Genomic DNA, 21,039 nt, shown 5'->3' with positions numbered 1-21,039 from the left:
AGCTTGACCGGCATGTGGGCGTTTTACTCGCCAAAGTCAAGCGATAGTTTCATGACATGGCTGCCGGACGGCGCATGGCAGCCATGCGGAACGCCGCCGCCAGCTGGCCGAAGAGCTGGGTCGCAGCGAATAATTATGGTTAAAAAAGTGTATTGCCGGGCAGGGCGCATAGCAAAAACAGATTTTCTCACATAACGTTTTTGCGAAGTCATCTAGAAATATTTGATTCGACAAAAGTGAAACTGCACGCTGTGGAGTATCGATTGACCGAGGGCAGCGGGTTGCTGGAAAAGGCTTGCAGGGCTGTTGCCGCCCTGAACCTGCCCGCGTGCATCAAGGACAGCGAGCTGCGCTATCTCGTGGTCAACGCCGCCTACGCACGGTTGATGGGGCGTCCCCTCAGGGCGTTCGAAGGCCACACCAGCCTTTCCCTCTCGGCTGATATCCGTGATGCGGAGCGGGAGGACAGGGAGCGCCGTTCACTCGTTTTTGCGACGGACGAGATGATCGCCTGCCATGCCTCGGTTTCCTCCCTGCCATACACGCTTCGCTGCGAGCGCTTCACCGATGATGACGGCAGCCTGTTCCTGTTCGAAACGGTGGAAGACATGCCGTTGGGCGTTCTGACGGGGGCGGCGGACATCGGCGGGGCGTCGGACCTGCTGTTCAGCAGCGGCCTCATGGATTTCATCGATGCCGGCATCGTCGTCTACGATGCGGAAAACCGGCTGGTTTATTGCAATGCCCGTTTCGCGGAGTTCTATAGCGGTTTTGGTGTCGAGCTGAAGCCGGGCATCCGGCTCGAGGCGCTGATGGAGGCGCTCTATTTTTCGAGCGGATATCGTCGCGTCAAAGAAGACGACCCTGCGTTCGAAGGCTGGATGCGGGAGCAGTTGCGCGATTTTTCACTGCCCTATCTCGAAAGGGTGGAGCAGTTCGCCGATGGCCGCTGGGTGCGCATGGTCAACAAGCGGCTGGAAAACGGCATGCTGGTTGGCCTGCGCATCGATGTGACCGAGTTCAAGGCGCACGAGACCCTTCTCAGCGCCCAGATCCGCGAGACCTGGTTGCTGCGCGCTGCCCTCGAACAATTGCCGGTGGGGGTTTTTCTGAGGGATCAGGACAGGCGGCTGACCTATGCCAATGCCGCCTATGACGCATTTCTCGGCGGCAATCTCGCCGACTATATCGGCAAGACCGAATCCGAAATGTTTCCGCAGAATGGCTCCCAGTTCCAGCAGGAAAACGAACGGATCTTGCAGACCGGGGAGGCGCTCGAACGCACGGGAAACATGCCTCAGCGCAACGGACGAGCCATTCCCGTCATCACGCGGCTCGGCCGCGTTGCGACACCGGATGACGAATATTACCTCGTGGGCTCCGTCACCGATGTCAGCCTCCTGCAGGAGCGGGAAAAGGCGCTGATCGCCACACAGGCCGAAGCCGAGGCGCTGCATCGCCAACTCGAGGCGGTGCTTCACGCGCTGCCCGTGGGGGTGCTGCTTCTCAGCGCCGATCTCGTCATCGAATATGTCAATCCGTTCTTCTACCAGGTCTGGGGCGAAATCGGCGGCGAGAAATCACTTGTGGGCAAAGACTATCGCGAATTCATGAGGATGAATTTCGATAGCGGCCTTTATGATTATGGCGATCGGCCTTTCGAAGAGGTCTATAGCGAGCGGGCGCAGCGGCTCCTGAAGGATGGGGCCTTTGCCCCTCGCGAGGTGCGCAGCAAAAGCGGCAAGGTGACCGTCATCTCCAAAACGCGCCTCGAAGGCGGGAAAATCCTCAGCACCTATGCCGATGTGACGGATGTGCGAATGCGCGACGCCGAAATCAGCAAGGCGAAGGCCGAGCTGGAGCGCGTCGGCGAATATATGCAGGGCGCGACGCGCGCCATGGCGCAGGGCCTGGTGCTGGTGGAGCAGGGCACGATCATCATGTCCAACGAGGCGATGGCGCGGATGTTCGACGTGCCGCCCGAGCTGCTGGAAAAGGATCGCGACTGGTCCGGCTTCTTCGCCCATTGTGCCGCGCGCGGAGATTTCGGCACGGCCGAGGAAGCGGCCGCGATGCTCAATGCCTGGAAAGACAACATTGCCGCCAACCGACCGTTCTCCTGGCTAATCCATGTCGCCGGCAAGAGCTGGCTCAACCTGGAAGCCACCAACAGTTCCGGCAATTACTGGCTCGTGATCGTCACCGACGTGACCGAGATGAAGATGCGCGAAGGCGAATTGCAACGTCTGCTTTCGCGGGCGGAAGCGGCGGACCGCGCCAAATCGGAATTTCTGGCCAATATGAGCCATGAAATCCGCACGCCGATGAACGGCGTGCTTGGCATGGCGGAGCTTCTGGCCAAATCCAACCTCGATACGCGCCAGAAGACTTTCACCGACATCATCGTCAAGTCAGGCAATGCGCTTCTGACGATCATCAACGACATCCTCGATTTCTCCAAGATCGAAGCCGGGCAGATGAAACTGCGCAGCGTATCTTTCGATCCGGCGGAAGCCGTTGAGGATGTGGTTTCGCTCCTGTCCTCGGCGGCGCTGGAGAAGAACATAGAGCTGGTGGTGCGGATCGACCCGTCGGTTTTCGGCAAGGTCATCGGTGACGCCGGACGCTTCCGCCAGATTGTTACAAACCTCGTCGGGAATGCCGTCAAGTTCACCGAAACCGGCCATGTGCTGGTGGAACTTTCTGCGCAGTCAGCGGAAGCTTCGGAGGCTATCCTGTCGCTGCGTGTCGAAGACAGCGGGATCGGTATTCCCTCCGACAAGCTGGAGACGATCTTCGACAAGTTCAGCCAGGTCGATAGTTCCGCCACGCGCCGTCACGAAGGAACCGGGCTCGGCCTGGCGATCACCGTCGGCCTTGTCGGGCTGTTCAACGGCAAGATCGATGTCGTCAGCGAAGTGGGCAAGGGGTCGAGTTTCGAGGTCAACATCCCGTTTCAGATGACCGAAAGGCGGAGGGATGTCCCACCTCTTTCGGTGGCGATCGAAAATATCCGGGTGCTCGTCATCGATGACAACGATGTCAACCGGCGCATCCTGACGGAGCAGCTGCAAAGCTGGGGCATAGACGGCCATGCCGTCGAGGGTGGGCCCACGGGCATCGCCGTGCTGCAGGAAGCCGTAGCGGTGGGTCTTTCGATCGACGCCATCATTCTTGATTATCACATGCCTGTCATGAACGGCCTGGACGTCGTGGAGCGGATCAGGGCGGATCGCCGTTTCGACGACATCGCCATCATTTTCCTCACGTCCATGGATGTCGTGGGTGACGAGACGCTCTTTACCGATCTCAACGTGCAGGCCCATTTGATGAAGCCCGCGCGGGCGCGGCTGTTGCGCTCCACCCTGTTCGACGTGGTGCGCGACGTGCGGCTGAAACGCGCGCGGCCGGAAGCTTTCGCAGGTGCCTCGGACGGCGGTTCGTCCCGGCCGGAAGGTCCTGCTTCAGAAAAGAAGCGGCGGGCAGAGGTGCCGACAGTTTCCGTCCGGCTGCGGCCCAGCCTGATCGATGTGCTGGTGGCCGAGGACAATGACGTCAACCAGATTGTTTTCACGCAGATTTTGCAGCAGACGGGTCTGCGGTTCCTGATCGTCGGCAATGGGAAAAAGGCCGTTCAGGCGTGGGAGGAATATAATCCCGCGATCATCCTCATGGATGTCTCCATGCCTGTCATGAACGGGCATCAGGCAACGCAGGCGATCAGGACGGCCGAACTTGCGGCCGCCGAAGGCCGGCATGTGCCGATCATTGGCGTGACGGCCCATACGCAGGATGCTGACCGCGATCTATGCCTGCAGGCCGGCATGGACGATTATCTGTCGAAGCCCATCAGCCCCGAAATTCTCGAAGACAAGATCGCCCAGTGGCTGGGTGCAGATATTCCGCGCCGGGTATCTGATGACGCAACCGGTCGCTGATGTCGTTTTGGTCAAACCGGGGGCCTGGTGCCGCAGAGCATTTCCCGTTTTCCTGCGAAACCCTTGCGTCGTTCCACATCAAAACCGGCGGCGATGAGATTGCGGCGGACGAAGCCTGCGGCGGCATAGGTGGCGAAGGTGCCTGCCGGCGCCGTCCTGGCGAACAGTGCCTGCATGATCTCCAGCGACCACATGTCCGGGTTGCGCGCAGGTGCGAAACCATCCAGGAACCATGCATCGAAGGTTTCGTGGCTGTTGGAAATACCGGTGAGCGCCTCTCCGCAGACCACCGTCAGGCGTGTTTCACCATCGAGTTCAATCTCTACCTTCCCCTTCGGTTCGGCGGGCCAGAGGGCGGTGAGCGCCCTGCGTTCGGCGTCCACCTCCGGCCAGCGGGAAAGTGCCCGGCCGATCTCGTCCGCCTTCATCGGGTAGAGTTCGAAGGAGATGAAATGCAACGTGGAGCGGCCGTTGCGGACCTCTTTCCATTGGCGCCATGTCTCGCACAGATTAAGCGCGGTGCCGAAGCCCAGTTCCCCGATGCGGAAGACGCCTTCGCGTTCCCGCCAGCGTTGCGGCAGGCCGTTTCCTGACAGGAAGACGTGGCCACATTCCAGCCTGCCATCCGTCTGGCAATAAAAATGGTCGTCAAAAGCCAGCGAATAGGGCATATCCCCGTCACGCCAGTCGAGTGCAGTGTGGGTTTCGCCGGTTGCCGAACCGGCCTGTGCGCCAGTCTCTCTGATAGTGTCGTTGGAATCTTTCATGGCTAAAGCCGATAATCCCGCTTTCGAACAGGGTCAATCACCAAGAACGCCTTTGCCTGCTTCCGTCCCTCTCCTCATCGTCGGGGGTGGTATCATGGGTCTATGGGCTGCGGTTAAGGCGGAACGGCTCGGCGTCGATACGTTGCTGGTGGAGGCGGATCATCCCGGTGGCGGCGCGAGTGGCGGGCTGCTCGGCGCGCTGATGCCTCATATGCCGGACCGCTGGTCGGACAAGAAGCAGTTCCAGTTTGCCGCCCTCGTGGCGCTGGAAAAAGAGATCGCCGGGCTGGAGGCGGAGACCGGGCTTTCCGCCGGTTATCGCCGCTCTGGCCGGATCATCCCATTGCCGAAGCCGCATCTGCGTCCCATCGCCGAGCGGCATGAAAGGGATGCGCAGGAGAACTGGGTCTCGGGTGAGCGCCGGTTCCATTGGCATGTCGGTGACAGCCCTGCGGTTGCGGGCTGGGTGGATGACGCGGCTGGCGCAGCGGGTTTCGTGTTCGAAACGCTGGCGGCGCGGGTGGCTCCGCGTGCAATGATTGCGCTTCTTTCGGCATTTCTCGGCAAGGCGCGGCATGTACGGTTGATCAAGGGTTGCCGCGTCCTTTCGCTTGACGCGGAGACAGGCCGGGCGGCGCTGTCTTCGGGTGACGAGGTCGTGTTCGGCCACGCCGTGATCGCCAACGGACATCGATCCTTTCCCCTGATCCGGGACGCACTGGGCCTCGACACCGGGCTGGTGCTCGGGCAGCCGGTGAAGGGGCAGGCGGCGCTGCTCGACGCGGCGGTCGATCCGGCCATGCCGGTGGTGTTCCTGAACGGTCTTTACATCGTGCCGCACGAAGACGGAACGGTCGCCATCGGCAGTACCAGCGAAGATTGTTTTTCCGACCCATTCGATACGGATGAGAAGCTGGAAAAACTGCTTGCGGATGCGGCTGCGATTGTCCCCTGCCTTGGCGGGGCGCCGGTTCTCGAACGCTGGGCCGGGCTGCGGCCGAAGGCTGCGGGCAGAGACCCCATGGTGGGAACGGTTGCCGGTCACCCGAAGCTTGTGGCATTGACGGGCGGCTTCAAGGTGAGCTTCGGTCTTGCCCATTCTCTTGCCGATACCGCGCTACAGGCCGTCTGCGGAAAGGCACCGGACGTGCCGCGGAGTTTCCAGCTTCAAGAACACGTGAACATAGCCATGGCGGGCATCGGAAAGTTCTGACCAGACCGCTTACGTCGTTAATCTGTCACGCAAATCACTTATTTGCTGGCCTGCAACGAGGCAGGTTTGTCCGCTTTTGCGGCGAGGTGACAGCGCATGCGATACGCCATTCATTTCACGCCTTCCCCCAATGACCCCCTGACGCAGGTGGCCGCTGCGTGGCTGGGGCGCGATGCCTATTCCGGTCAGGCGGTTGAGCCGCCCGGTATGATCGATCTTGGCATGCAGGAGATTTCCTATCACACGGCCCTGCCGCGCCGGTATGGTTTCCATGGCACCATCAAGGCTCCTTTCCGCCTTGCCGAAGGTCAGTCCGAAGCGGCGCTCCTGCGCGACCTGATGTATTTTTCCGGCAGGCAGGAACCCTTTCCGTTGCCGCAACTTGTGGTGGCGAGGCATGACAATGTCTTCAGCCTCGTCCCCGAACGGCCCTGTGAAGTGCTGCATTTTTTCGCGGCCCGCGTCGTGCAGGAATTCGACCGTTACCGGGCGCCTCTGACAGAGGCGGAGATCGAGCGTGCGGATCCGGACCGGCTGTCGGCCTCGCAGCTCACCAATCTGCACCGCTGGGGCAGCCCGCATGTGATGGACGAGTTCCGGTTCCAGATGTCTTTGACCGGCGGTGTGGAACCCGCCAGCAGCCAGAGGATCGAGCGGGCAGTGCGCAAGGTGTTCGAGCCGCTGCTGTCGCGGTCCCTGCAATTTTCCAGCCTTGCGCTCTTCATCGAGGATGAGCCGGGAGCGCCTTTCCGGGTGCACTCGCTTCATCCCATGGGCCGCGTTTCCGCCCGCAAGATTGCCTGACTGGCGCACCATCATAATCGTATACAAAAAAGCTTCGGAATGTCGGCAAAATTGATCTCGACATTCCGTATGCGAATGCTACCGTTCGACATCGCATATTCGAAGCGCGCTGCGTCATCCGTCTGGATCAGGCATCTTCGAAGTTCTGTTTATGTCTCCGAAATCGGTTGCCGATTGGGAGAGATGGTCTGGGTGGCTGAATGATTTCCGAAAACTACTCCCGCAATCTGGTGGGCTATGGCCGCAATGTTCCCGATCCGAAATGGCCGGGCGGTGCGCGCATTGCCGTGCAATTCGTCATCAATTACGAAGAGGGTGGCGAAAGTTGCATTCTCGACAATGACAAGGCGTCGGAATCGCTGCTGTCGGAGATCGTCGGCGCCCAGCCCTGGCCTGGCCAGCGCAACCTGAACATGGAATCGATCTATGAATATGGCTCGCGCGCCGGCTTCTGGCGGCTGTGGCGCATGTTCACCGGGCTTGGCGTCACCACCACCGTTTACGGCGTGACCGCAGCCATGGCCCGCAACCCGGAAGCGGTTGCGGCGATGAAGGAAGCGGGTTGGGAAATCGCCAGCCACGGATACCGCTGGCTGGAATACAAGGATTTTTCCGAGGAGGAAGAGCGTAAGCACATCGTCGAAGCGGTCCGTCTGCACACGGAGGTCACCGGCGAACGTCCCTATGGCATGTATCAGGGCAAGCCCTCGGACAATACGCTGCGGCTTGTCATGGAAGAGGGTGGTTTTCTCTATTCGTCGGACTCCTATGCCGACGATCTGCCCTATTGGGTGAAGGGTGTGAAGGATGAGCCTTTCCTGATCATTCCCTACACGCTTGAGACCAACGACATGCGGTTTGCCACGCCGCAGGGCTTCAATTCCGGCGACCAGTTCTTCACCTATCTGAAGGACGCTTTCGACGTGCTTTATGAGGAAGGTATCGAAGGTGCGCCGAAGATGATGAGTGTCGGCCTGCATTGTCGTCTTGTCGGCCGTCCCGGTCGCGCAGCGGCACTTCGCCGCTTCATCGAATATGTGCTTGGCCACGAAAAGGTGTGGATCCCGCAGCGCATCGAGATCGCCCGTCACTGGCATGAACATCACAAGCCGGAGGCGCTTTGATGCTGACGCGTGAGGACTTCGTTACCCGTTTCGGCGGCGTGTTCGAACATTCGCCATTCATTGCCGAGCGGGCCTATGACGCTGGTGGGGCCGGCCTGGAACTGACGGCGAAGGCGGTTCATGCCGCGCTTAGCGCGCAGTTTCGCGCGGCTTCCGAGGCGGAAAGGCTTGGAGTGTTGCGGGCGCATCCCGATCTTGCCGGGAAGCTGGCAATTGCCGGCGAGTTGACGGCAGACAGCCGCAACGAACAGGCCGGTGCCGGGCTCGACAGGCTTACCCCGGAAGAGCACGCCCGTTTTACCGAATTGAACAGCACCTATACCGATAAATTCGGTTTTCCTTTCATCATCGCGGTCAAGGGGCTGAACAGGCACGATATACTCTCGGCCTTCGAGACACGCATAGGTAACGGCGCGGCCGAAGAATTCGCGACCGCCACGGCGCAGGTTGAAAAGATCGCCTGGCTTCGTCTTTACGCAATGCTGCCGGAGGGATGATTGGCGCGTTGCGGCCATTCTGCTAGAGTCGCGCCGTTTGGAGATGACGATGAGACCTTCCGAGGTGCTGGAAAAGAACAGGGAAGCGATCCGCGAAGCGACGAAACGCTTCAATGCGGCAAATCCCCGCGTGTTCGGCTCCGTCGCCCGCGGCGAGGACAGGCCGGACAGCGATCTCGACATTCTGGTGGACGCGCTGCCGGGTACGACGCTGTTTGATCTCGGCGGTCTGCTGGAAGAACTGAAGACGATGCTTGGTGTCGAGGTCGATGTCGTCACCTCGGGCGGCTTGCATTCGGATATTCGGGCGCGCGTTCTGAAGGAAGCCAAAGCGGTATGAGTACGGATCGGCTTCTGCTCTATCTGAAGGAGATGGATGTTGCTGCTGCCAGGATACGGGATTTCATTCAGGATATGGATGAGGCCGCTTTTTCTTCCGACACGCGTACGCAGATGGCGGTGATGATGGGTCTTGCCCTGATTGGCGAGGCGGTCGCCAAGCTCGACAGGCACTACCCAGCGTTTTTACAGCAGCACCCGGAAATCCCCTGGATCAAGATGAAGGGTATGCGCAATCTGATCGTGCATGATTACTTCCGGGCAGAGCTCTCGGTCGTCTGGAAAACGATAACGCAGAGTATTCCGGATTTGCAGGCGCGCCTCTCCCTTCTCCGAAACTGGCATGCCCAAGGTGAATGACATTTGACTGATTTTCTCAACATACAACCTCTTACCAAGGAGGCGTTTGCGTCCTTCGGCGACGTGATCGAAACAACACCTTCTTCCATGCGGTACATCAACGGCGGCCAGACGGAGCGGCATCATGCGCTCGCAGCGCCGGAGGCGGCAGGCGAGGGGGCACGTGTGATCCTCAATATCTTCCGCGGGCAGCCGCGCGCCTTTCCGCATGAAATCGAGATGATGGAGCGGCATCCGCTCGGCAGCCAGAGTTTTTCGCCGCTTTCCGGCCGGCCCTTCCTCGTGGTCGTTGCCGAAGACGATGGCGGCCGACCGGGGCGGCCTCGGGTGTTTCTGGCGCGGGGCGATCAGGGCGTGAATTACCGCCGCAATGTCTGGCACTATCCGCTGATGCCGTTGCAGGCGGTTTCGGATTTTCTGGTTGCCGACCGTGACGGGCCGGGCAACAATCTGGAAGAGTATTTTTTCGACAGGCCCTATGTAATCGCGGAGCCCAGCCTATGACCGGTCTGACAACCCATGTTCTCGACGCCGCGCACGGCACGCCTGCCGAGGGGCTGGTGATCGATCTCTACCGGCTCTCCGGTGATCGCCGTGACAAGCTGAAGACGGTGCAGACAAATGGCGACGGCCGTGTCGATGGCGGGCCGCTGCTCGTTGGCGACAGTTTCAGGGCCGGTGAGTATGAGCTGGTTTTCCATGCCGGCGATTATCTGCGAGGAAAGGGTGTCGTGCTTCCGAAGCCGGCCTTCCTCGATATTATCCCGATCCGTTTCGGCATTGCCGACGAGAGCGGTCATTACCATGTGCCCTTGCTGCTCTCGCCTTATAGCTATTCCACCTATCGAGGAAGCTGACACCGATGATCTTTGCCGCCATTGCCGATATTCACGGAAACTGCGCCGCGCTGGAGGCGGTGCTTGAGGATATCGCCAGGCTCGGTATCGAGGACATTGTCAATCTCGGCGATTGTTTCAGCGGTCCGCTGGAGGCCGGTTTTACCGGCGATGTGCTGGTCGGCAACTGGATTCCCAGCATCCGCGGCAATCACGACCGGGAACTGATCGAGCGTGCGCCGGAGGAGATGGGGAGCTGGGAAAGGCCCGCGCATGCGCAGCTGAGCACTGCGCACCGGGACTGGTTGCAAACTCTTCCGTTCAGCATGGTGTTCAAGGACGTCGCTTATTGTTGTCATGGTTCGCCCCGTGACGATCTGGAATATTGGCTGGAAACGCTGTCGCCTGAAGGTGTCCTTAAATTGCGCCCTCTGGCCGAAATCGAAGCCATGGCTGAGGGTATCACGCAGCCGCTGATGCTTTGCGGCCATACCCATATCCCACGCGCCGTGCAGCTTTCAGATGGCCGGCTGATCGTCAATCCGGGCAGCGTCGGCTGTCCTGGGTGGAGGGACGATACGCCTTTCGATCACCACGTTGAAGCCGGTCACCCGCTCGCCACCTATGCGGTTCTCGAAGAAACCGCACGCGGCTGGCAGGTCTATTTCCGCAATATCCGTTACGACAACCTGGCCATGTCCGAAATGGCTCGGGTCAACGGTATTCCTTATCTGGCCGATGCGTTGGAAAACGGCTGGCTGAAGCGCTAGGGATCACCCCTCGCTGGTCATCACCACACATGCATAAGAGCGTGCCTTCAGCGCCTTGCAGGCCGAGACTGCCGAGGACTGATCTTCGAAGCCGGTGAAGCGGGCTCTGTAGAGCGTCGCCGATCCGCTCTGCACGGCTTCGGTGTAGGGGGCGATGCCGGAATAGTTGCCGATATTGGAGCGCGCATTGGCGAGCAGCGAGCGGGCGGCGGCTTCGCTGTCGGTGGCGGCGATCTGCACTTCCCACCGGCTGCGCTGGCCGGCAGAGGCCGCGGCGGGAGCAGGCCGCGGGATGGCCGAGACCTGCATCATGTCCGCCACATCGGCGTTTGCGGTGGCAATCTGCATGGCAACCGGATCTGCCCGGCGCTCGGCGAACATCGGCAGCGGCACGGCAGCCGGCGGCACGGCGGCGGCAACATCGAAGGTGCGGCTGACATTGGCACTGGCGACGAGCTGTTCGGTGTTGCGGCCTCTCGATGCCTGCGGCACGGCCTTGTCGAGAAGTGCAGCCATCTGGGCATCGCGGCTGCGCGCGGTCTTGCCACCCAGCACGACGCCGACGACGCGGCGGCCATTGTGATTGACTGCACTGACGAGATTGAAGCCGGAGGCGTTGGTATAGCCGGTCTTGATGCCGTCCATCCCTTGATAACGATACATCAGATTGTTGTGGCCGCGGATGCGCTTTCCACGAAAATTGAAGGATTGCGTGGCGAAGAGGCTGTATTCTTTGGGAAAATCCCGTTGCAAGGCAAGACCGAGCTTCGCCATGTCGCGTGCCGTCGTCACCTGAGACTTGTTGGGCAGGCCGGACGCGTTGCGGAAGACCGTTTTGGTCATGCCGAGCTGGCGGGCCTTGCGGGTCATCATTTCGGCGAACCGTGCCTCGGAGCCGCCGAGGTGATCGCCCATACCTTCGGCCATGTCATTGGCGGATTTGACGATCATGCCGTAGATGGCTTCGCGCACGGTGAAGGTCTGGCCCTGACGCACATAGAGCTTCGAGGGAATGACCGATGCCCCATTTTTGGACATCGTTATCTTCTGGTCCCAGCGAAGTTTGCCGGCATGCAGCGCCTCAAAGGTCAGGTAAAGCGTCATCATCTTGGTGAGCGAGGCGGGGTGGTTCAGCACATCGGCATTGCGGGCGGCCAGAACCTTGCCGGTATTGGCGTCCATGATGAAATGGGCATAGCCCGCCTGCGCCGGCGACGCATGGAGCGAGAGGATCGCGCAAAAGAAGGCGAGTGCAAAAATCCAGGCACCCGCCATTCCCCGTTTGATCATTCCCGACATAGTTCACCCCTTTTGTTTGATCGCCGCGCTGGGCAAAGTTTTACTGACACTTTCCGGCAACAAAACCGCTAAAACTTTAGAGATCGCTTTCATGCTTAATTAAGTATGAATTTCAACCCGACAGCTGCCCTCACAATTTCCTTGAAAAGAAACCAACCATCCGGTATGTTTTGCGACATGACAAACGCTCATGAACGCAAGAAGCAGCCTGAGGTGGTGCGCCGCAATCTACTCGATTGCGCGGCGAAACTTGCTGCTGAACAAGGGGTTGCAGCACTTTCCGTGCAGGCGGTGGCGGATGCGGCGGGAGTGACCAAGGGCGGGCTGTTTCACCATTTTCCTTCCAAGCAGGTGCTGCTCGAAGCCGTTATGACTGACCTTCTGGCGGCGCTGGACAACGAGATCGATGCTCTCATCTCACAGGATCGTGAAGCTTCTGGAAGCTTTACGCGGGCCTATGTAAACGCGGTTTTCTCTGATCGGGGCAGGGATTCGGGTCGGCAATGGGCAGCGATCTCCGTTTCGATGGTCGGCGAACCGTCGCTTCGACGCATGTGGAACAGCTGGATCGAGGGTCGTCTTGTCCGTCATAAAGAAACGGATGACGGGGTGGTACTGGAGATGGTGCGGCTGGCTGCCGACGGCATCTGGTTTGCCGATCTGCTGGCCGACGACGGCAAAGCGGGTGGCGACAGGGCGGCTCTGAGGGCCCGGATGATCGCCCAGACGAAGAAGGATACGTGACGATGAATACCGCGGTCTTCACTTATGGCGCGCTTGTCGCAGCCATTGTCTGCGAGGTAATCGCCACCTCCTTCCTGCAGCAATCGCAGCAGTTCACCAGGCTGGTGCCGACCGTGCTGATGGCGTTGTTTTACGGTGCAGCCTTTTATCTTCTGTCGTTCACGCTGCGGGCGCTGCCGGTCGGCGTGGCCTACGCGATCTGGAGCGGGCTTGGCATCGTGCTGATTTCCGGCATCGGATATTTCGTGTTCCGCCAGACGCTGGATATTGCCGCCGTCATCGGCCTCGGCTTCATCATCACCGGCGTGGTGATCGTGAACGTGTTTTCGAAGACGGTCGGGCATTGAGGGGCTGGGTGGTGTAGCGCGAAGGCTATACCGACCGCCGTGATCCCGGGCTTGAGCCGGGATCCGGCGCGATCAAGTCTTTGATCGCGAGAGACTCTTTCGCGGCGCAGACGCGCCGCGGCTGGATGCCGGATCTAGTCCGGCATGACCGTAGAGAGGTCCGCGAGCTGTGGTTGCCATGCCGGAAGTTCTGCCCTTCTGACATCACGCCAGAATGCTGCGATCCACATCGGTAATCAGCCGCTTGCCGCAGAGCGCCATGCTGACATCCATTTCCTTGCGGATGATCTCGAGCGCTGTCGTCACGCCCTGCTTGCCATCCGCACCGAGGCCATAGAGAAAGGGCCGGCCGATATAGGTGCCCTTTGCGCCAAGCGCCACGGCCTTCAGCACATCCTGACCGGAGCGGATGCCGCCATCCATGTGCACCTCGACCCTGTCGCCCACAGCATCGACGATTTTCGGCAACATGGCGATGGAGGAGTGCGCGCCGTCGAGCTGGCGGCCGCCATGGTTGGAGACGATGATGGCATCGGCGCCGGTATCGAGCGAAGCGCGGGCGTCTTCCTCGTCAAGAATGCCCTTGAGGATAAGTTTGCCGCCCCAGCGTTCCTTGATCCATTCAACGTCTTTCCAGGACAAACGCGGATCGAACTGCTCGGCCGTCCAGGAAGAGAGCGACGAGAGGTCGGAGACGTTCTTGGCGTGGCCGACGATGTTACCGAAGCTGCGGCGCTTGGTCCGCGCCATGTCCAGGCACCATTTGGGCCGGGTCGCCATCTGCCAGATGTGTTTCGGGGTGAATTTCGGCGGGGCCGAGAGGCCGTTGCGCAGATCCTTGTGCCGCTGACCAAGGATCTGCAGGTCGAGCGTCAGCACCAGCGCCGAGCACCCGGCGGCCTTGGCGCGGTCAATGAGGTTGTTGACGAAGTCGCGGTCCTTCATCACATAAAGCTGGAACCAGAAGGGTTTTGAAGTGACGGAGGCGACATCCTCGATGGAGCAGATGCTCATGGTGGAGAGCGTGAAAGGCACGCCGAATTCCTCCGCCGCCTTGGCAGCCAGCATTTCGCCATCGGCATGCTGCATGCCCGTAAGGCCCGTAGGGGAAAGCGCTACCGGCATGGACACCTTCTCGCCGACCATTTCGGTGGCGAGCGATCGGTCGGTCATATCCACTAGCACGCGCTGGCGCAGCTTTATCTTCGCAAAATCATCCTCATTGGCGCGGTAGGTGCTTTCCGTCCATGCGCCGCTATCGGCATAGTCAAAAAACATTTTCGGCACACGGCGCTGCGCCTGGTTTTTCAGGTCAGCTATGGTCAGGATTTTGCCCATGGATAAAGCCTTCACATTTGAATGATGGCTTCACTTAACATGAATAGCAGGGTTGCGACATCGAAATCGTCATTGGTGTTTCACCAAAAAGCGCGCAGGGACAGTTCGCAGCCAAGTACGAGCAGGCAGATGAGGAACCAGCGCCGAAATGTCGCCGGGCTAACGATATGGCGGATTTTCTGGCCAAGCCACATGCCGAGAAGCGCTGGCAGGACGGCGAGTGCGGAAAGCGACAGATGCTCGACATGAAAAGCATTCTGAGAAGCGAGACCGGCGGCAAGTGCAAGGGTGGAAATGGTGAAGGAAAGGCCGAGTGCCTGCACCAGATCGTCTCGGCTAAAACCCAGCGATTGGATATAGGGCACTGCGGGTACGACGAAAATTCCGGTGCCGCCGGTGAGAAGGCCCGTCACCAGCCCCATGATGGGGGAGAGTTTTGGTTCCAGCCTTGCCGGTATTGAGATCGGTTTGGCAAGCAGGCTGTAGGCTGCGTAAACCGCGAGGCACAGGCCGAGCGCTGAGGTGGTCCAGACGCCGGTGCCCGCCGTCATCAGCCGGATGCCGATGAGGGTGCCGAGGGTGATAGCGATCATCATCGGCCATAGCCGCTTCACGATGGCCCGGAAATCAGGCCCGGCCAGCAATTGCCAGATATTGGTGATGAAGGAGGGCAGGATGAGCAGGCCGGCGGCGATGACCGGGGGCATGAAGAGGCCGAGCACGCCCATCGCAACAGTCGGCAGCCCCATGCCGGTCACACCCTTGACGATGCCGGCAACGATAAGTGTTGTGAGGATCATCAGCAGGGTGGTTGTGTCTAGGTTCGGCACCGGGCACTCCAGAGGTCATTCGCATTCGGCCGAAATGGCGTCAGGCAATCATGTGGAGCGAGCGAGTGCCGCTAGTTTCTTCTCCCCGCCGGGGAGAAGGTCGCGGCAGCGGGATGAGGGGGCAAGCTCTCCGAAATCCGGCAACGTTGCCCCCTCATCCGACCCTTAGGGCCACCTTCTCCCGCTGGGGAGAAGAAAGAGGCGGCACACGCTCGATCCAATATGTGACGGATGTAAACGAGTTAGCAGCTTTATGTTTCGGCCGCAGCCGAACTATGCCAGCACGCTCTTCATCGGCTGGCCGGCCACATAGGTCTCTACCACTGTGCGGTCGTCGCCCATGGTCAGCATCAGGAACAGTTCTTCGGTGAGGTTTTTCACCACTTCCATCTTCAGGGCCATGGCTGACGTCGAGGAGGCGTTCAGCACCGTGATGTCGGCATCCGTGCCGGCCTCCAACGTGCCGATGCGGTCGACCATGGAGAGCGCTTCTGCATTACCACGGGTCATCAGATACCAGCTTTCCAGCGGGTTGAGACGTTCGCCCAGCAATTGCTGGATTTTGTAGGCCTCGTCCATGGTGCGCAGCATGGAATAGCTCGATCCGCCGCCGATATCGGTGGCGACGGCGATACGAACAGGCTTTTCGCGCCTTTGCAGCTTTTTCATCGGGAAGAGGCCGGAGCCGATGAAGAGGTTCGATGTGGGGCAATGCACTGCCACCGCGCCGGTTTCCGACAGCACATCCGCCTCGCGATCGGACAAATGAATGGCATGGCCGAGAAGGGTTTTGCTGCCCATCAGGCCGTAACGCACATAGATGTCGGTGTAGTCGGTCGCTTCAGGGTAAAGCTCGCAGGTATATTTGATCTCGTCCAGATTTTCAGACAGATGCGTCTGGATGAAGAGATCGGGAAACTCCTGCGCCAGCGCCTGTGCGGCTTCCATCTGTTTCGGCGTGGAAGTGATGGCGAAGCGCGGGGTGATGGCGACGTGGTTGCGGCCCTTGCCGTGCCAGTCGGCGACGACCTGGCGTGTCTCGTCATAGGAGGTTTCCGGTGTGTCCAGCAGGCCCTGCGGGGCGTTGCGGTCCATCATCACCTTGCCGCCGACCACCAGCATGTTGCGCTTCATCGCTTCCGCGAAGAAGGCGTCGGCGGAGGTTTTGTGCACGGAGCAATAGGCGGCGGCCGTTGTCGTGCCGTGGCGCAGAAGCTCATCGTAGAAATGCGTGGCGATGCGTTGAGCATGCGCGCTTTCAACGAAACGGCACTCCTCCGGGAAGGTATAGGTGTTCAGCCATTCCAGCAGGTTGGCGGCATAGGAGCCGACGACCTGCATTTGCGGGAAATGCAGGTGCATGTCGATGAGGCCGGGCACGATAAGGTGCGGGCGGTGGTCCTTTTCCTCGACGTCTTCGGGTGCTGTCTTACGGATATCGGCGTATTCGCCGATGGCGGCGATCTTGCCGTCTTCGAGAAGCAGGCCGCCATCTTCAATATAGAGATAGCTTTGCGTATCGTCGATTGCGAGCGGCGCGCGGCGGAAGCTCAGCAGGCGGCCACGCAGCAGAACCAGGCTCATTCAGTCTTTCCTTCGGCTTTTCCAGCCCCGGAAACCGCACTTTCATACCATGCGGTCAGCACCTTGCGCTCATCCGGGGTGATGGCGGTGATGTTGCCGGGAGGCATGGCATGGCTGCGCCCGGCTTGCAAATAGATTTCACGCGCGTGGGCGGCGATCTGTTGGTCGGTTTCGAGCTTTACCGATTTCGGCGTGAACGGCACGCCGTCCCACGCCGGCTCGGCGGCATGGCACATGGAACAGCGACCCTGAACGACGTCACGGGCCTTGGTAAAATGGGCATCGCTGACGAATTGCTGCTGCATGGGTGAGAGGGTGGCAGCCTTCTCTTCCTGTTCGCCGGTCAGCACTTTCGGCACGGTGGAAAGCCACATGATGACGATGAAGATGAGGGCGGTCGCAAGCCATGTCCATGTCGGCTTGCCCTTGCGGGCATGGGTGGTGTTGAACCAGTGGCGGATGGTGACGCCCATCAGGAACACCAGCGCTGCGATGATCCAGTTAAACTGCGTGGCAAAAGCCAGCGGATAATGGTTCGACAGCATGAAGAAGATGACGGGCAGCGTCAGGTAGTTGTTGTGCAGCGAGCGCTGTTTGGCGATGCGGCCGTATTTCGGGTCTGGCGTTCGCCCGGCGATCAGGTCTGCGACGACGATCTTCTGGTTGGGGATGATGATGAAAAAGACGTTCGCCGACATGATGGTGGCGGTAAACGCACCCAGATGCAGGAAGGCGGCGCGACCTGTGAAGACCTGCGTGTAACCCCAGGCCATCGCCACCAGCGCGACATAAAGCACGATCATCAGGCCCCAGGTATTGTTGCCGAGCGGCGATTTGCAGAGGAAATCATAAAATAGCCAGCCGATGGCGAGCGATGCCAGCGACAGGGCGATGGCCTGGAACTGAGTGAGATCAAGCACGGAATGGTCGATGAGGAACAGGTCCGCCCCGCCATAATAAACGATGCAGAGCATGGCGAAGCCGGAAAGCCAGGTGACGTAGCTTTCCCATTTGAACCATGTCAGGTGCTCGGGCATCTGGGCAGGGGCGACCAGATATTTCTGGATGTGGTAAAAGCCGCCGCCATGCACCTGCCATTCCTCGCCATAGGCCCCCGGCGGCAGATGCGGCCGCTTGACCAGCCCGAGATCGAGCGCGATGAAATAAAAGGATGAGCCTATCCAGGCGATGGCGGTGATGACGTGGAGCCAGCGGACGGCAAAGGCCATCCATTCCCACGCAATGGCGTATTCGTACATGCGGTTCCCCTGATCCTTGTGCAGCGCACCTTGCGAGAAATTTGGCCTTTAGGGAAGGGGAAAGCAGAGGCCGGGCAGAGATTGTTCACAATGCAACGCGGTTGTGTCTGCAATCCTGGGCCGGTCCGTTCCGGCTTGGCGATCAAGCCCTCGAAAGCTGGAAACGGCCAATCCTGTCGTCGAGTTTGTGCTTAGCTGGCTAAGGCGACTCAGCTATGATCCTGTGTGCAGCCTGCTGATGTGCTAGAATATGAGGCTGTGGACTCTCGCGTCGATGCGCGGATCCCATGACATGTTTCGCTGGCGGTTTTTCCGAAAGCGGGCGCTGCGAACCCTGGGCGGAGCAGATCAGGGGGCAGGTGTCGCAGTTCCCGGTGCCATTGTGTCCGGGTGTGAGTGATATGAGATTTTAAATTAAGGGACGCAATGATCTTCCGGCTGCCGCCGTTGTTCTCAACGGAGACCGTGCCGATGCGCCTTGTTCTGACGGTTCTTTTTTTGCTTTTTGCATTCAGCGCCACCGCGCTTGCCCATGAATCCCACAAGGGATTCAAATATGAAAGCTACTGCTGTAACGGCGATGCCGAAACCGGCGACTGCCAGATGATCCCGACACGCAGCGTTCGGGTGACGTCTGATGGTTACGAGGTCTCGCTTGCGCCCGGCGATCACCGCATGGTCACGCGACGTCACGTTTTCAACTGGTCCCAGAGCCAGGCGCGTCGATCCGAAGACGGCGAGTACCACCTCTGTCTGTTTCCGGATGAGGATACGCCGCGGTGCTTTTATGCGCCGGATATGGGGTATTGAGGCTGCTGCTGCGGCCGGCTTTCCTCGATCCGCTTCAAAATCCAGTCGCGGAACAGCCTTATCTTGCGAATGTTCCGGCGGTTTTCAGGGTAGACCAGCCAATAGTTCTTGCCCTCGCTGCTGAGATGCTCGAAGGGTTGATAAAGGCGGCCGAGCGCAATCTCATCGGCATAGAGTTCCGGGGTGAGCATGGCGACGCCCTGGCTGGCGATCGCCGCTGCGGCCTCGAAGGCCTGCACATTGAGGCGGCTGCGGGGATAACGGTCGAGGCCCGGATTTTCGACGCCGACTTCCTTGAACCACTGGCTCCACCAGATATCGCCGGGATCGATGATGCGCAGGCGCAGCAGATCTTCCGGTTTGTGCAATCCGCCGATGCTGTCAGCAAGACTTGGATGCAGCATCGGCGTATAAACGCCGCGCAGCAGTTGATGGTAGATCAGCCCTTTACCGTTATCTTTGCTCCAGCGAATGGCGACATCGCAGTCTGATTGGGAAAAATCGATCAGTGAGCTCGATGTATCAAGCCGCACCGCGATTGAGGGATGTTCAAGCTGGAAAGCGCCCAGATGCCGCGAAAGCCAGCGCGACGCAAAGGTGGCGGTTGAGTGGATTGTCAGCGTTGCATCGGGCGCGTCGCGCACGCTATCGACAGCCTCCTTTAAGGTATTAAAGGCTTCCGCAACTTTCGGCGCTAATTTTTCTCCAGCCTCGGTCAGCGAGACTTGCCGCGCCGTTCTTATGAAGAGCGGCTCTCCGATATTCTCCTCCAGCAGTTTCACCTGATAGCTGACTGCCGTCTGCGTCATGCCCAATTCCTCGCCGGCCTTGGTGAAGCTCATGTGTCTTGCGGCGGCTTCGAACACCCGCAGGGCATTCAGGGGGAACTGGCGTGACATTTTCATGGATAAGTTCTCTTTATGCCAATTGCCGAAGGTTTCATTGGTTTTTATTCGGAAATCAGAGCATTTTTAGCGCAATTCATCAACTGAGCTTCTGACATTTTTGAACGGAGACGAACATGCGCACAGCACTCTTGCGCGCGTGGTCCCGCCTGCGCGCGGGCCTGCGGACAGCGGAACGGTTTATCCTAGAGAGCCTCCAACCCGACAATCTGGCGGATGAAAGCCTGCCGGACGCGCTCAAGCGAGATCTAGGCCTTGAGGATGGCCGTATTGATTACCGCTGCGGCGGGTTTCGGCAGCGGAAAATGCTTGAAGCAACTCGGCTGCCACAAGGGCCGCTATAACGGCGGGACGCTTGTCCCTGACGCCGCTGCCGCCGATGGGTAGGATGAGTTTCGCAAGGCGGGAAGGCGGCTCGTCTTCCCGCTCCAGCCAATGGGCAAAGGTAGCGCGTTTGGTCTTCGAGCCGATCATGCCGACATAGGCGAGATCGTTGCGGGCGAGCGCCTCCTTCGCGATCATGAAATCGAGTGCATGATCGTGGGTGACGATGACCGCGGCCCCATTTGCCGGGATTTTGCGAACGAATGCTTCCGGCATGGGGGTGAGTATGGACGCCGCTGCAGACGGAAGATCGCGCAGCTCGTTTTCGCGTGTTTCGATCACGGTCAGGGTCAGGGGCAACAGCGACAGGGCCTCAGCCAGCGCCTTGCCCACGTGGCCGGCACCAAAAATGAAAACGGCGGGCTGCTGCTCGGCTTCGCCCTTCTGCCTTGCCTCAAGCGCAGCGGCAATATCCGCAGTGACCAGCCGAAAGCGCAGGAGGGTGCGCCCGCCGCAGCATTGGCCGATTTCGGGGCCGAGTGGTATATCCATGCGGTCTCCGGCAACACCGCTGCGCAGCATGGCGCGGGCATGGTCTATGGCCATATATTCGAACTGGCCGCCGCCGATGGTTTCCCAGATGGCCTCCTGGCTGACCAGCATGAAGGTGCCGGCCTCGCGCGGTGACGAGCCTTTCACGGCTTCGATTTCCACGAGGATTGTGGAGGTGTAGCGGGCGAGGAAAGTGGAGAGGGAGGCGTCAGGCATTGGGGCTGGCCCCCTCATCCGGCGCTGCGCTCCACCTTCTCCCCGGCGGGGAGAAGAAACCCGGAGCACTGGCTCCGTCCATCTTACGTGCTTGCAGGAAGGGTGAGGCGATGCGGCATCTTTCTTCTCCCCGACGGGGAGAAGGTGGCCCGAAGGGACGGATGAGGGGGCTCGGCCGCATGG

General features: G+C 59.9%; 21 protein-coding genes. 13 read left to right on the top strand and 8 right to left on the bottom strand.

The features are described 5' to 3' along the window. The first annotated feature begins 263 nt into the window (after nt 1-263). Nucleotides 264-3,938, top strand: a complete 3,675-nt coding sequence (locus BTN45_RS10390; protein WP_207587594.1) for a response regulator — start codon at nt 264-266, stop codon at nt 3,936-3,938. 11 nt (nt 3,939-3,949) lie between these two features. Here the strand turns inward: BTN45_RS10390 and mnmD are convergent, their stop codons facing one another. Next, on the bottom strand, nt 3,950-4,705 hold the full coding sequence (mnmD, locus tag BTN45_RS10385; protein ID WP_035211915.1) for a tRNA (5-methylaminomethyl-2-thiouridine)(34)-methyltransferase MnmD: 756 nt from the start codon (nt 4,703-4,705) through the stop codon (nt 3,950-3,952). Here mnmD and BTN45_RS10380 point away from each other — a divergent pair. The 9 genes from BTN45_RS10380 to BTN45_RS10340 all read left to right on the top strand — a co-directional run bounded on the left by BTN45_RS10380 (nt 4,704) and on the right by BTN45_RS10340 (nt 10,648). Continuing rightward, nucleotides 4,704-5,918 (top strand): FAD-binding oxidoreductase, encoded by a 1,215-nt coding sequence (locus BTN45_RS10380; RefSeq protein ID WP_035211917.1) that lies wholly within the window; start codon nt 4,704-4,706, stop codon nt 5,916-5,918. The genes mnmD and BTN45_RS10380 overlap by 2 nt on opposite strands. Nucleotides 5,919-6,014: 96 nt before the next feature. Next, a complete protein-coding gene (locus tag BTN45_RS10375) occupies nt 6,015-6,722 on the top strand; it encodes a DUF1045 domain-containing protein (RefSeq protein ID WP_004443119.1) in 708 nt (235 codons plus the stop codon). 200 nt (nt 6,723-6,922) lie between these two features. Further along, nucleotides 6,923-7,846, top strand: coding sequence for an allantoinase PuuE (gene puuE / locus BTN45_RS10370; protein ID WP_112557360.1), 924 nt, complete (start codon nt 6,923-6,925; stop codon nt 7,844-7,846). After that, a complete protein-coding gene (uraD, locus tag BTN45_RS10365; protein ID WP_112766638.1) occupies nt 7,846-8,343 on the top strand; it encodes a 2-oxo-4-hydroxy-4-carboxy-5-ureidoimidazoline decarboxylase in 498 nt (165 codons plus the stop codon). The genes puuE and uraD overlap by 1 nt, the downstream gene beginning before the upstream one ends. A 49-nt stretch (nt 8,344-8,392) precedes the next feature. After that, nucleotides 8,393-8,683 carry a nucleotidyltransferase family protein gene (locus BTN45_RS10360; protein ID WP_004443113.1) on the top strand — a complete coding sequence of 97 codons (291 nt, stop codon included), beginning with the start codon at nt 8,393-8,395 and terminating at the stop codon, nt 8,681-8,683. Next, a complete protein-coding gene (locus BTN45_RS10355) occupies nt 8,680-9,042 on the top strand; it encodes a DUF86 domain-containing protein (RefSeq protein WP_004443112.1) in 363 nt (120 codons plus the stop codon). The genes BTN45_RS10360 and BTN45_RS10355 overlap by 4 nt, the downstream gene beginning before the upstream one ends. A 3-nt stretch (nt 9,043-9,045) precedes the next feature. Then, on the top strand, nt 9,046-9,546 hold the full coding sequence (locus BTN45_RS10350) for an ureidoglycolate lyase (RefSeq protein ID WP_004443111.1): 501 nt from the start codon (nt 9,046-9,048) through the stop codon (nt 9,544-9,546). Then, nucleotides 9,543-9,899 (top strand): hydroxyisourate hydrolase, encoded by a 357-nt coding sequence (uraH, locus tag BTN45_RS10345; RefSeq protein WP_037089711.1) that lies wholly within the window; start codon nt 9,543-9,545, stop codon nt 9,897-9,899. Before BTN45_RS10350 ends, uraH begins: the two co-directional genes overlap by 4 nt. A 5-nt stretch (nt 9,900-9,904) precedes the next feature. Continuing rightward, complete coding sequence (locus BTN45_RS10340) at nt 9,905-10,648, top strand: metallophosphoesterase family protein (RefSeq protein WP_006699602.1); 744 nt, start codon at nt 9,905-9,907, stop codon at nt 10,646-10,648. Between the two features lie 3 nt (nt 10,649-10,651). On the opposite strand, the gene BTN45_RS10335 is transcribed toward BTN45_RS10340, so the two are convergent. Continuing rightward, complete coding sequence (locus tag BTN45_RS10335) at nt 10,652-11,923, bottom strand: D-alanyl-D-alanine carboxypeptidase (RefSeq protein WP_173615010.1); 1,272 nt, start codon at nt 11,921-11,923, stop codon at nt 10,652-10,654. Nucleotides 11,924-12,112: 189 nt separating this feature from the next. Here BTN45_RS10335 and BTN45_RS10330 point away from each other — a divergent pair, with 189 nt between their 5' ends. Next, nucleotides 12,113-12,691: a TetR/AcrR family transcriptional regulator gene (locus BTN45_RS10330; RefSeq protein WP_173614793.1), complete on the top strand. Its 579-nt coding sequence runs from the start codon at nt 12,113-12,115 to the stop codon at nt 12,689-12,691. 2 nt (nt 12,692-12,693) lie between these two features. Beyond that, complete coding sequence (locus BTN45_RS10325; protein ID WP_004443106.1) at nt 12,694-13,038, top strand: multidrug efflux SMR transporter; 345 nt, start codon at nt 12,694-12,696, stop codon at nt 13,036-13,038. Nucleotides 13,039-13,242: 204 nt separating this feature from the next. Here the strand turns inward: BTN45_RS10325 and BTN45_RS10320 are convergent, their stop codons facing one another. The 4 genes from BTN45_RS10320 to puuD all read right to left on the bottom strand — a co-directional run bounded on the left by BTN45_RS10320 (nt 13,243) and on the right by puuD (nt 18,049). Continuing rightward, on the bottom strand, nt 13,243-14,376 hold the full coding sequence (locus BTN45_RS10320) for an alpha-hydroxy acid oxidase (protein WP_004443103.1): 1,134 nt from the start codon (nt 14,374-14,376) through the stop codon (nt 13,243-13,245). An 80-nt stretch (nt 14,377-14,456) separates the two neighbouring features. After that, on the bottom strand, nt 14,457-15,176 hold the full coding sequence (locus tag BTN45_RS10315; RefSeq protein ID WP_207589723.1) for a sulfite exporter TauE/SafE family protein: 720 nt from the start codon (nt 15,174-15,176) through the stop codon (nt 14,457-14,459). 303 nt (nt 15,177-15,479) lie between these two features. Next, nucleotides 15,480-16,790, bottom strand: coding sequence for a guanine deaminase (gene guaD / locus BTN45_RS10310; RefSeq protein ID WP_173614792.1), 1,311 nt, complete (start codon nt 16,788-16,790; stop codon nt 15,480-15,482). Further along, nucleotides 16,787-18,049, bottom strand: a complete 1,263-nt coding sequence (puuD, locus tag BTN45_RS10305; protein WP_173614791.1) for a urate hydroxylase PuuD — start codon at nt 18,047-18,049, stop codon at nt 16,787-16,789. The genes guaD and puuD overlap by 4 nt, the downstream gene beginning before the upstream one ends. A 471-nt stretch (nt 18,050-18,520) precedes the next feature. On the opposite strand from puuD, the gene BTN45_RS10300 reads away from it, so the two are divergent. Further along, nucleotides 18,521-18,859: a hypothetical protein gene (locus tag BTN45_RS10300; RefSeq protein WP_006699610.1), complete on the top strand. Its 339-nt coding sequence runs from the start codon at nt 18,521-18,523 to the stop codon at nt 18,857-18,859. On the opposite strand, the gene BTN45_RS10295 is transcribed toward BTN45_RS10300, so the two are convergent. Continuing rightward, nucleotides 18,835-19,764 carry a LysR substrate-binding domain-containing protein gene (locus BTN45_RS10295; protein WP_173614790.1) on the bottom strand — a complete coding sequence of 310 codons (930 nt, stop codon included), beginning with the start codon at nt 19,762-19,764 and terminating at the stop codon, nt 18,835-18,837. The genes BTN45_RS10300 and BTN45_RS10295 overlap by 25 nt on opposite strands. A 237-nt stretch (nt 19,765-20,001) precedes the next feature. Then, the gene (gene xdhC, locus BTN45_RS10290; protein ID WP_173614789.1) at nt 20,002-20,856 is read right to left on the bottom strand and encodes a xanthine dehydrogenase accessory protein XdhC; all 855 of its coding nucleotides are present in this window, start codon (nt 20,854-20,856) and stop codon (nt 20,002-20,004) included. Nucleotides 20,857-21,039: the final 183 nt, after the last annotated feature.

The sequence above is a fragment of the Rhizobium sp. ZX09 genome (genome assembly GCF_017357485.1).
Lineage (GTDB): Bacteria > Pseudomonadota > Alphaproteobacteria > Rhizobiales > Rhizobiaceae > Agrobacterium > Agrobacterium pusense.
Note: the sequence above shows the minus strand (reverse complement) of the source record. Positions and strands in the feature narration are given on the sequence as shown.

What these genes read in the sequence shown, in the direction of transcription:
- BTN45_RS10380 (WP_035211917.1), top strand. Translation starts at nt 4,704, where the DNA reads ATGGCTAAAGCCGATAATCCCGCTTTCGAACAGGGTCAATCACCAAGA.
- mnmD (WP_035211915.1), bottom strand. Translation starts at nt 4,705, where the DNA reads ATGAAAGATTCCAACGACACTATCAGAGAGACTGGCGCACAGGCCGGT.
- BTN45_RS10375 (WP_004443119.1), top strand. Translation starts at nt 6,015, where the DNA reads ATGCGATACGCCATTCATTTCACGCCTTCCCCCAATGACCCCCTGACG.
- puuE (WP_112557360.1), top strand. Translation starts at nt 6,923, where the DNA reads ATGATTTCCGAAAACTACTCCCGCAATCTGGTGGGCTATGGCCGCAAT.
- uraD (WP_112766638.1), top strand. Translation starts at nt 7,846, where the DNA reads ATGCTGACGCGTGAGGACTTCGTTACCCGTTTCGGCGGCGTGTTCGAA.
- BTN45_RS10360 (WP_004443113.1), top strand. Translation starts at nt 8,393, where the DNA reads ATGAGACCTTCCGAGGTGCTGGAAAAGAACAGGGAAGCGATCCGCGAA.
- BTN45_RS10355 (WP_004443112.1), top strand. Translation starts at nt 8,680, where the DNA reads ATGAGTACGGATCGGCTTCTGCTCTATCTGAAGGAGATGGATGTTGCT.
- uraH (WP_037089711.1), top strand. Translation starts at nt 9,543, where the DNA reads ATGACCGGTCTGACAACCCATGTTCTCGACGCCGCGCACGGCACGCCT.
- BTN45_RS10340 (WP_006699602.1), top strand. Translation starts at nt 9,905, where the DNA reads ATGATCTTTGCCGCCATTGCCGATATTCACGGAAACTGCGCCGCGCTG.
- BTN45_RS10335 (WP_173615010.1), bottom strand. Translation starts at nt 11,923, where the DNA reads ATGGCGGGTGCCTGGATTTTTGCACTCGCCTTCTTTTGCGCGATCCTC.
- BTN45_RS10330 (WP_173614793.1), top strand. Translation starts at nt 12,113, where the DNA reads ATGTTTTGCGACATGACAAACGCTCATGAACGCAAGAAGCAGCCTGAG.
- BTN45_RS10325 (WP_004443106.1), top strand. Translation starts at nt 12,694, where the DNA reads ATGAATACCGCGGTCTTCACTTATGGCGCGCTTGTCGCAGCCATTGTC.
- BTN45_RS10320 (WP_004443103.1), bottom strand. Translation starts at nt 14,376, where the DNA reads ATGGGCAAAATCCTGACCATAGCTGACCTGAAAAACCAGGCGCAGCGC.
- BTN45_RS10315 (WP_207589723.1), bottom strand. Translation starts at nt 15,176, where the DNA reads ATGATCCTCACAACACTTATCGTTGCCGGCATCGTCAAGGGTGTGACC.
- guaD (WP_173614792.1), bottom strand. Translation starts at nt 16,790, where the DNA reads ATGAGCCTGGTTCTGCTGCGTGGCCGCCTGCTGAGCTTCCGCCGCGCG.
- puuD (WP_173614791.1), bottom strand. Translation starts at nt 18,049, where the DNA reads ATGTACGAATACGCCATTGCGTGGGAATGGATGGCCTTTGCCGTCCGC.
- BTN45_RS10300 (WP_006699610.1), top strand. Translation starts at nt 18,521, where the DNA reads ATGCGCCTTGTTCTGACGGTTCTTTTTTTGCTTTTTGCATTCAGCGCC.
- BTN45_RS10295 (WP_173614790.1), bottom strand. Translation starts at nt 19,764, where the DNA reads ATGAAAATGTCACGCCAGTTCCCCCTGAATGCCCTGCGGGTGTTCGAA.
- xdhC (WP_173614789.1), bottom strand. Translation starts at nt 20,856, where the DNA reads ATGCCTGACGCCTCCCTCTCCACTTTCCTCGCCCGCTACACCTCCACA.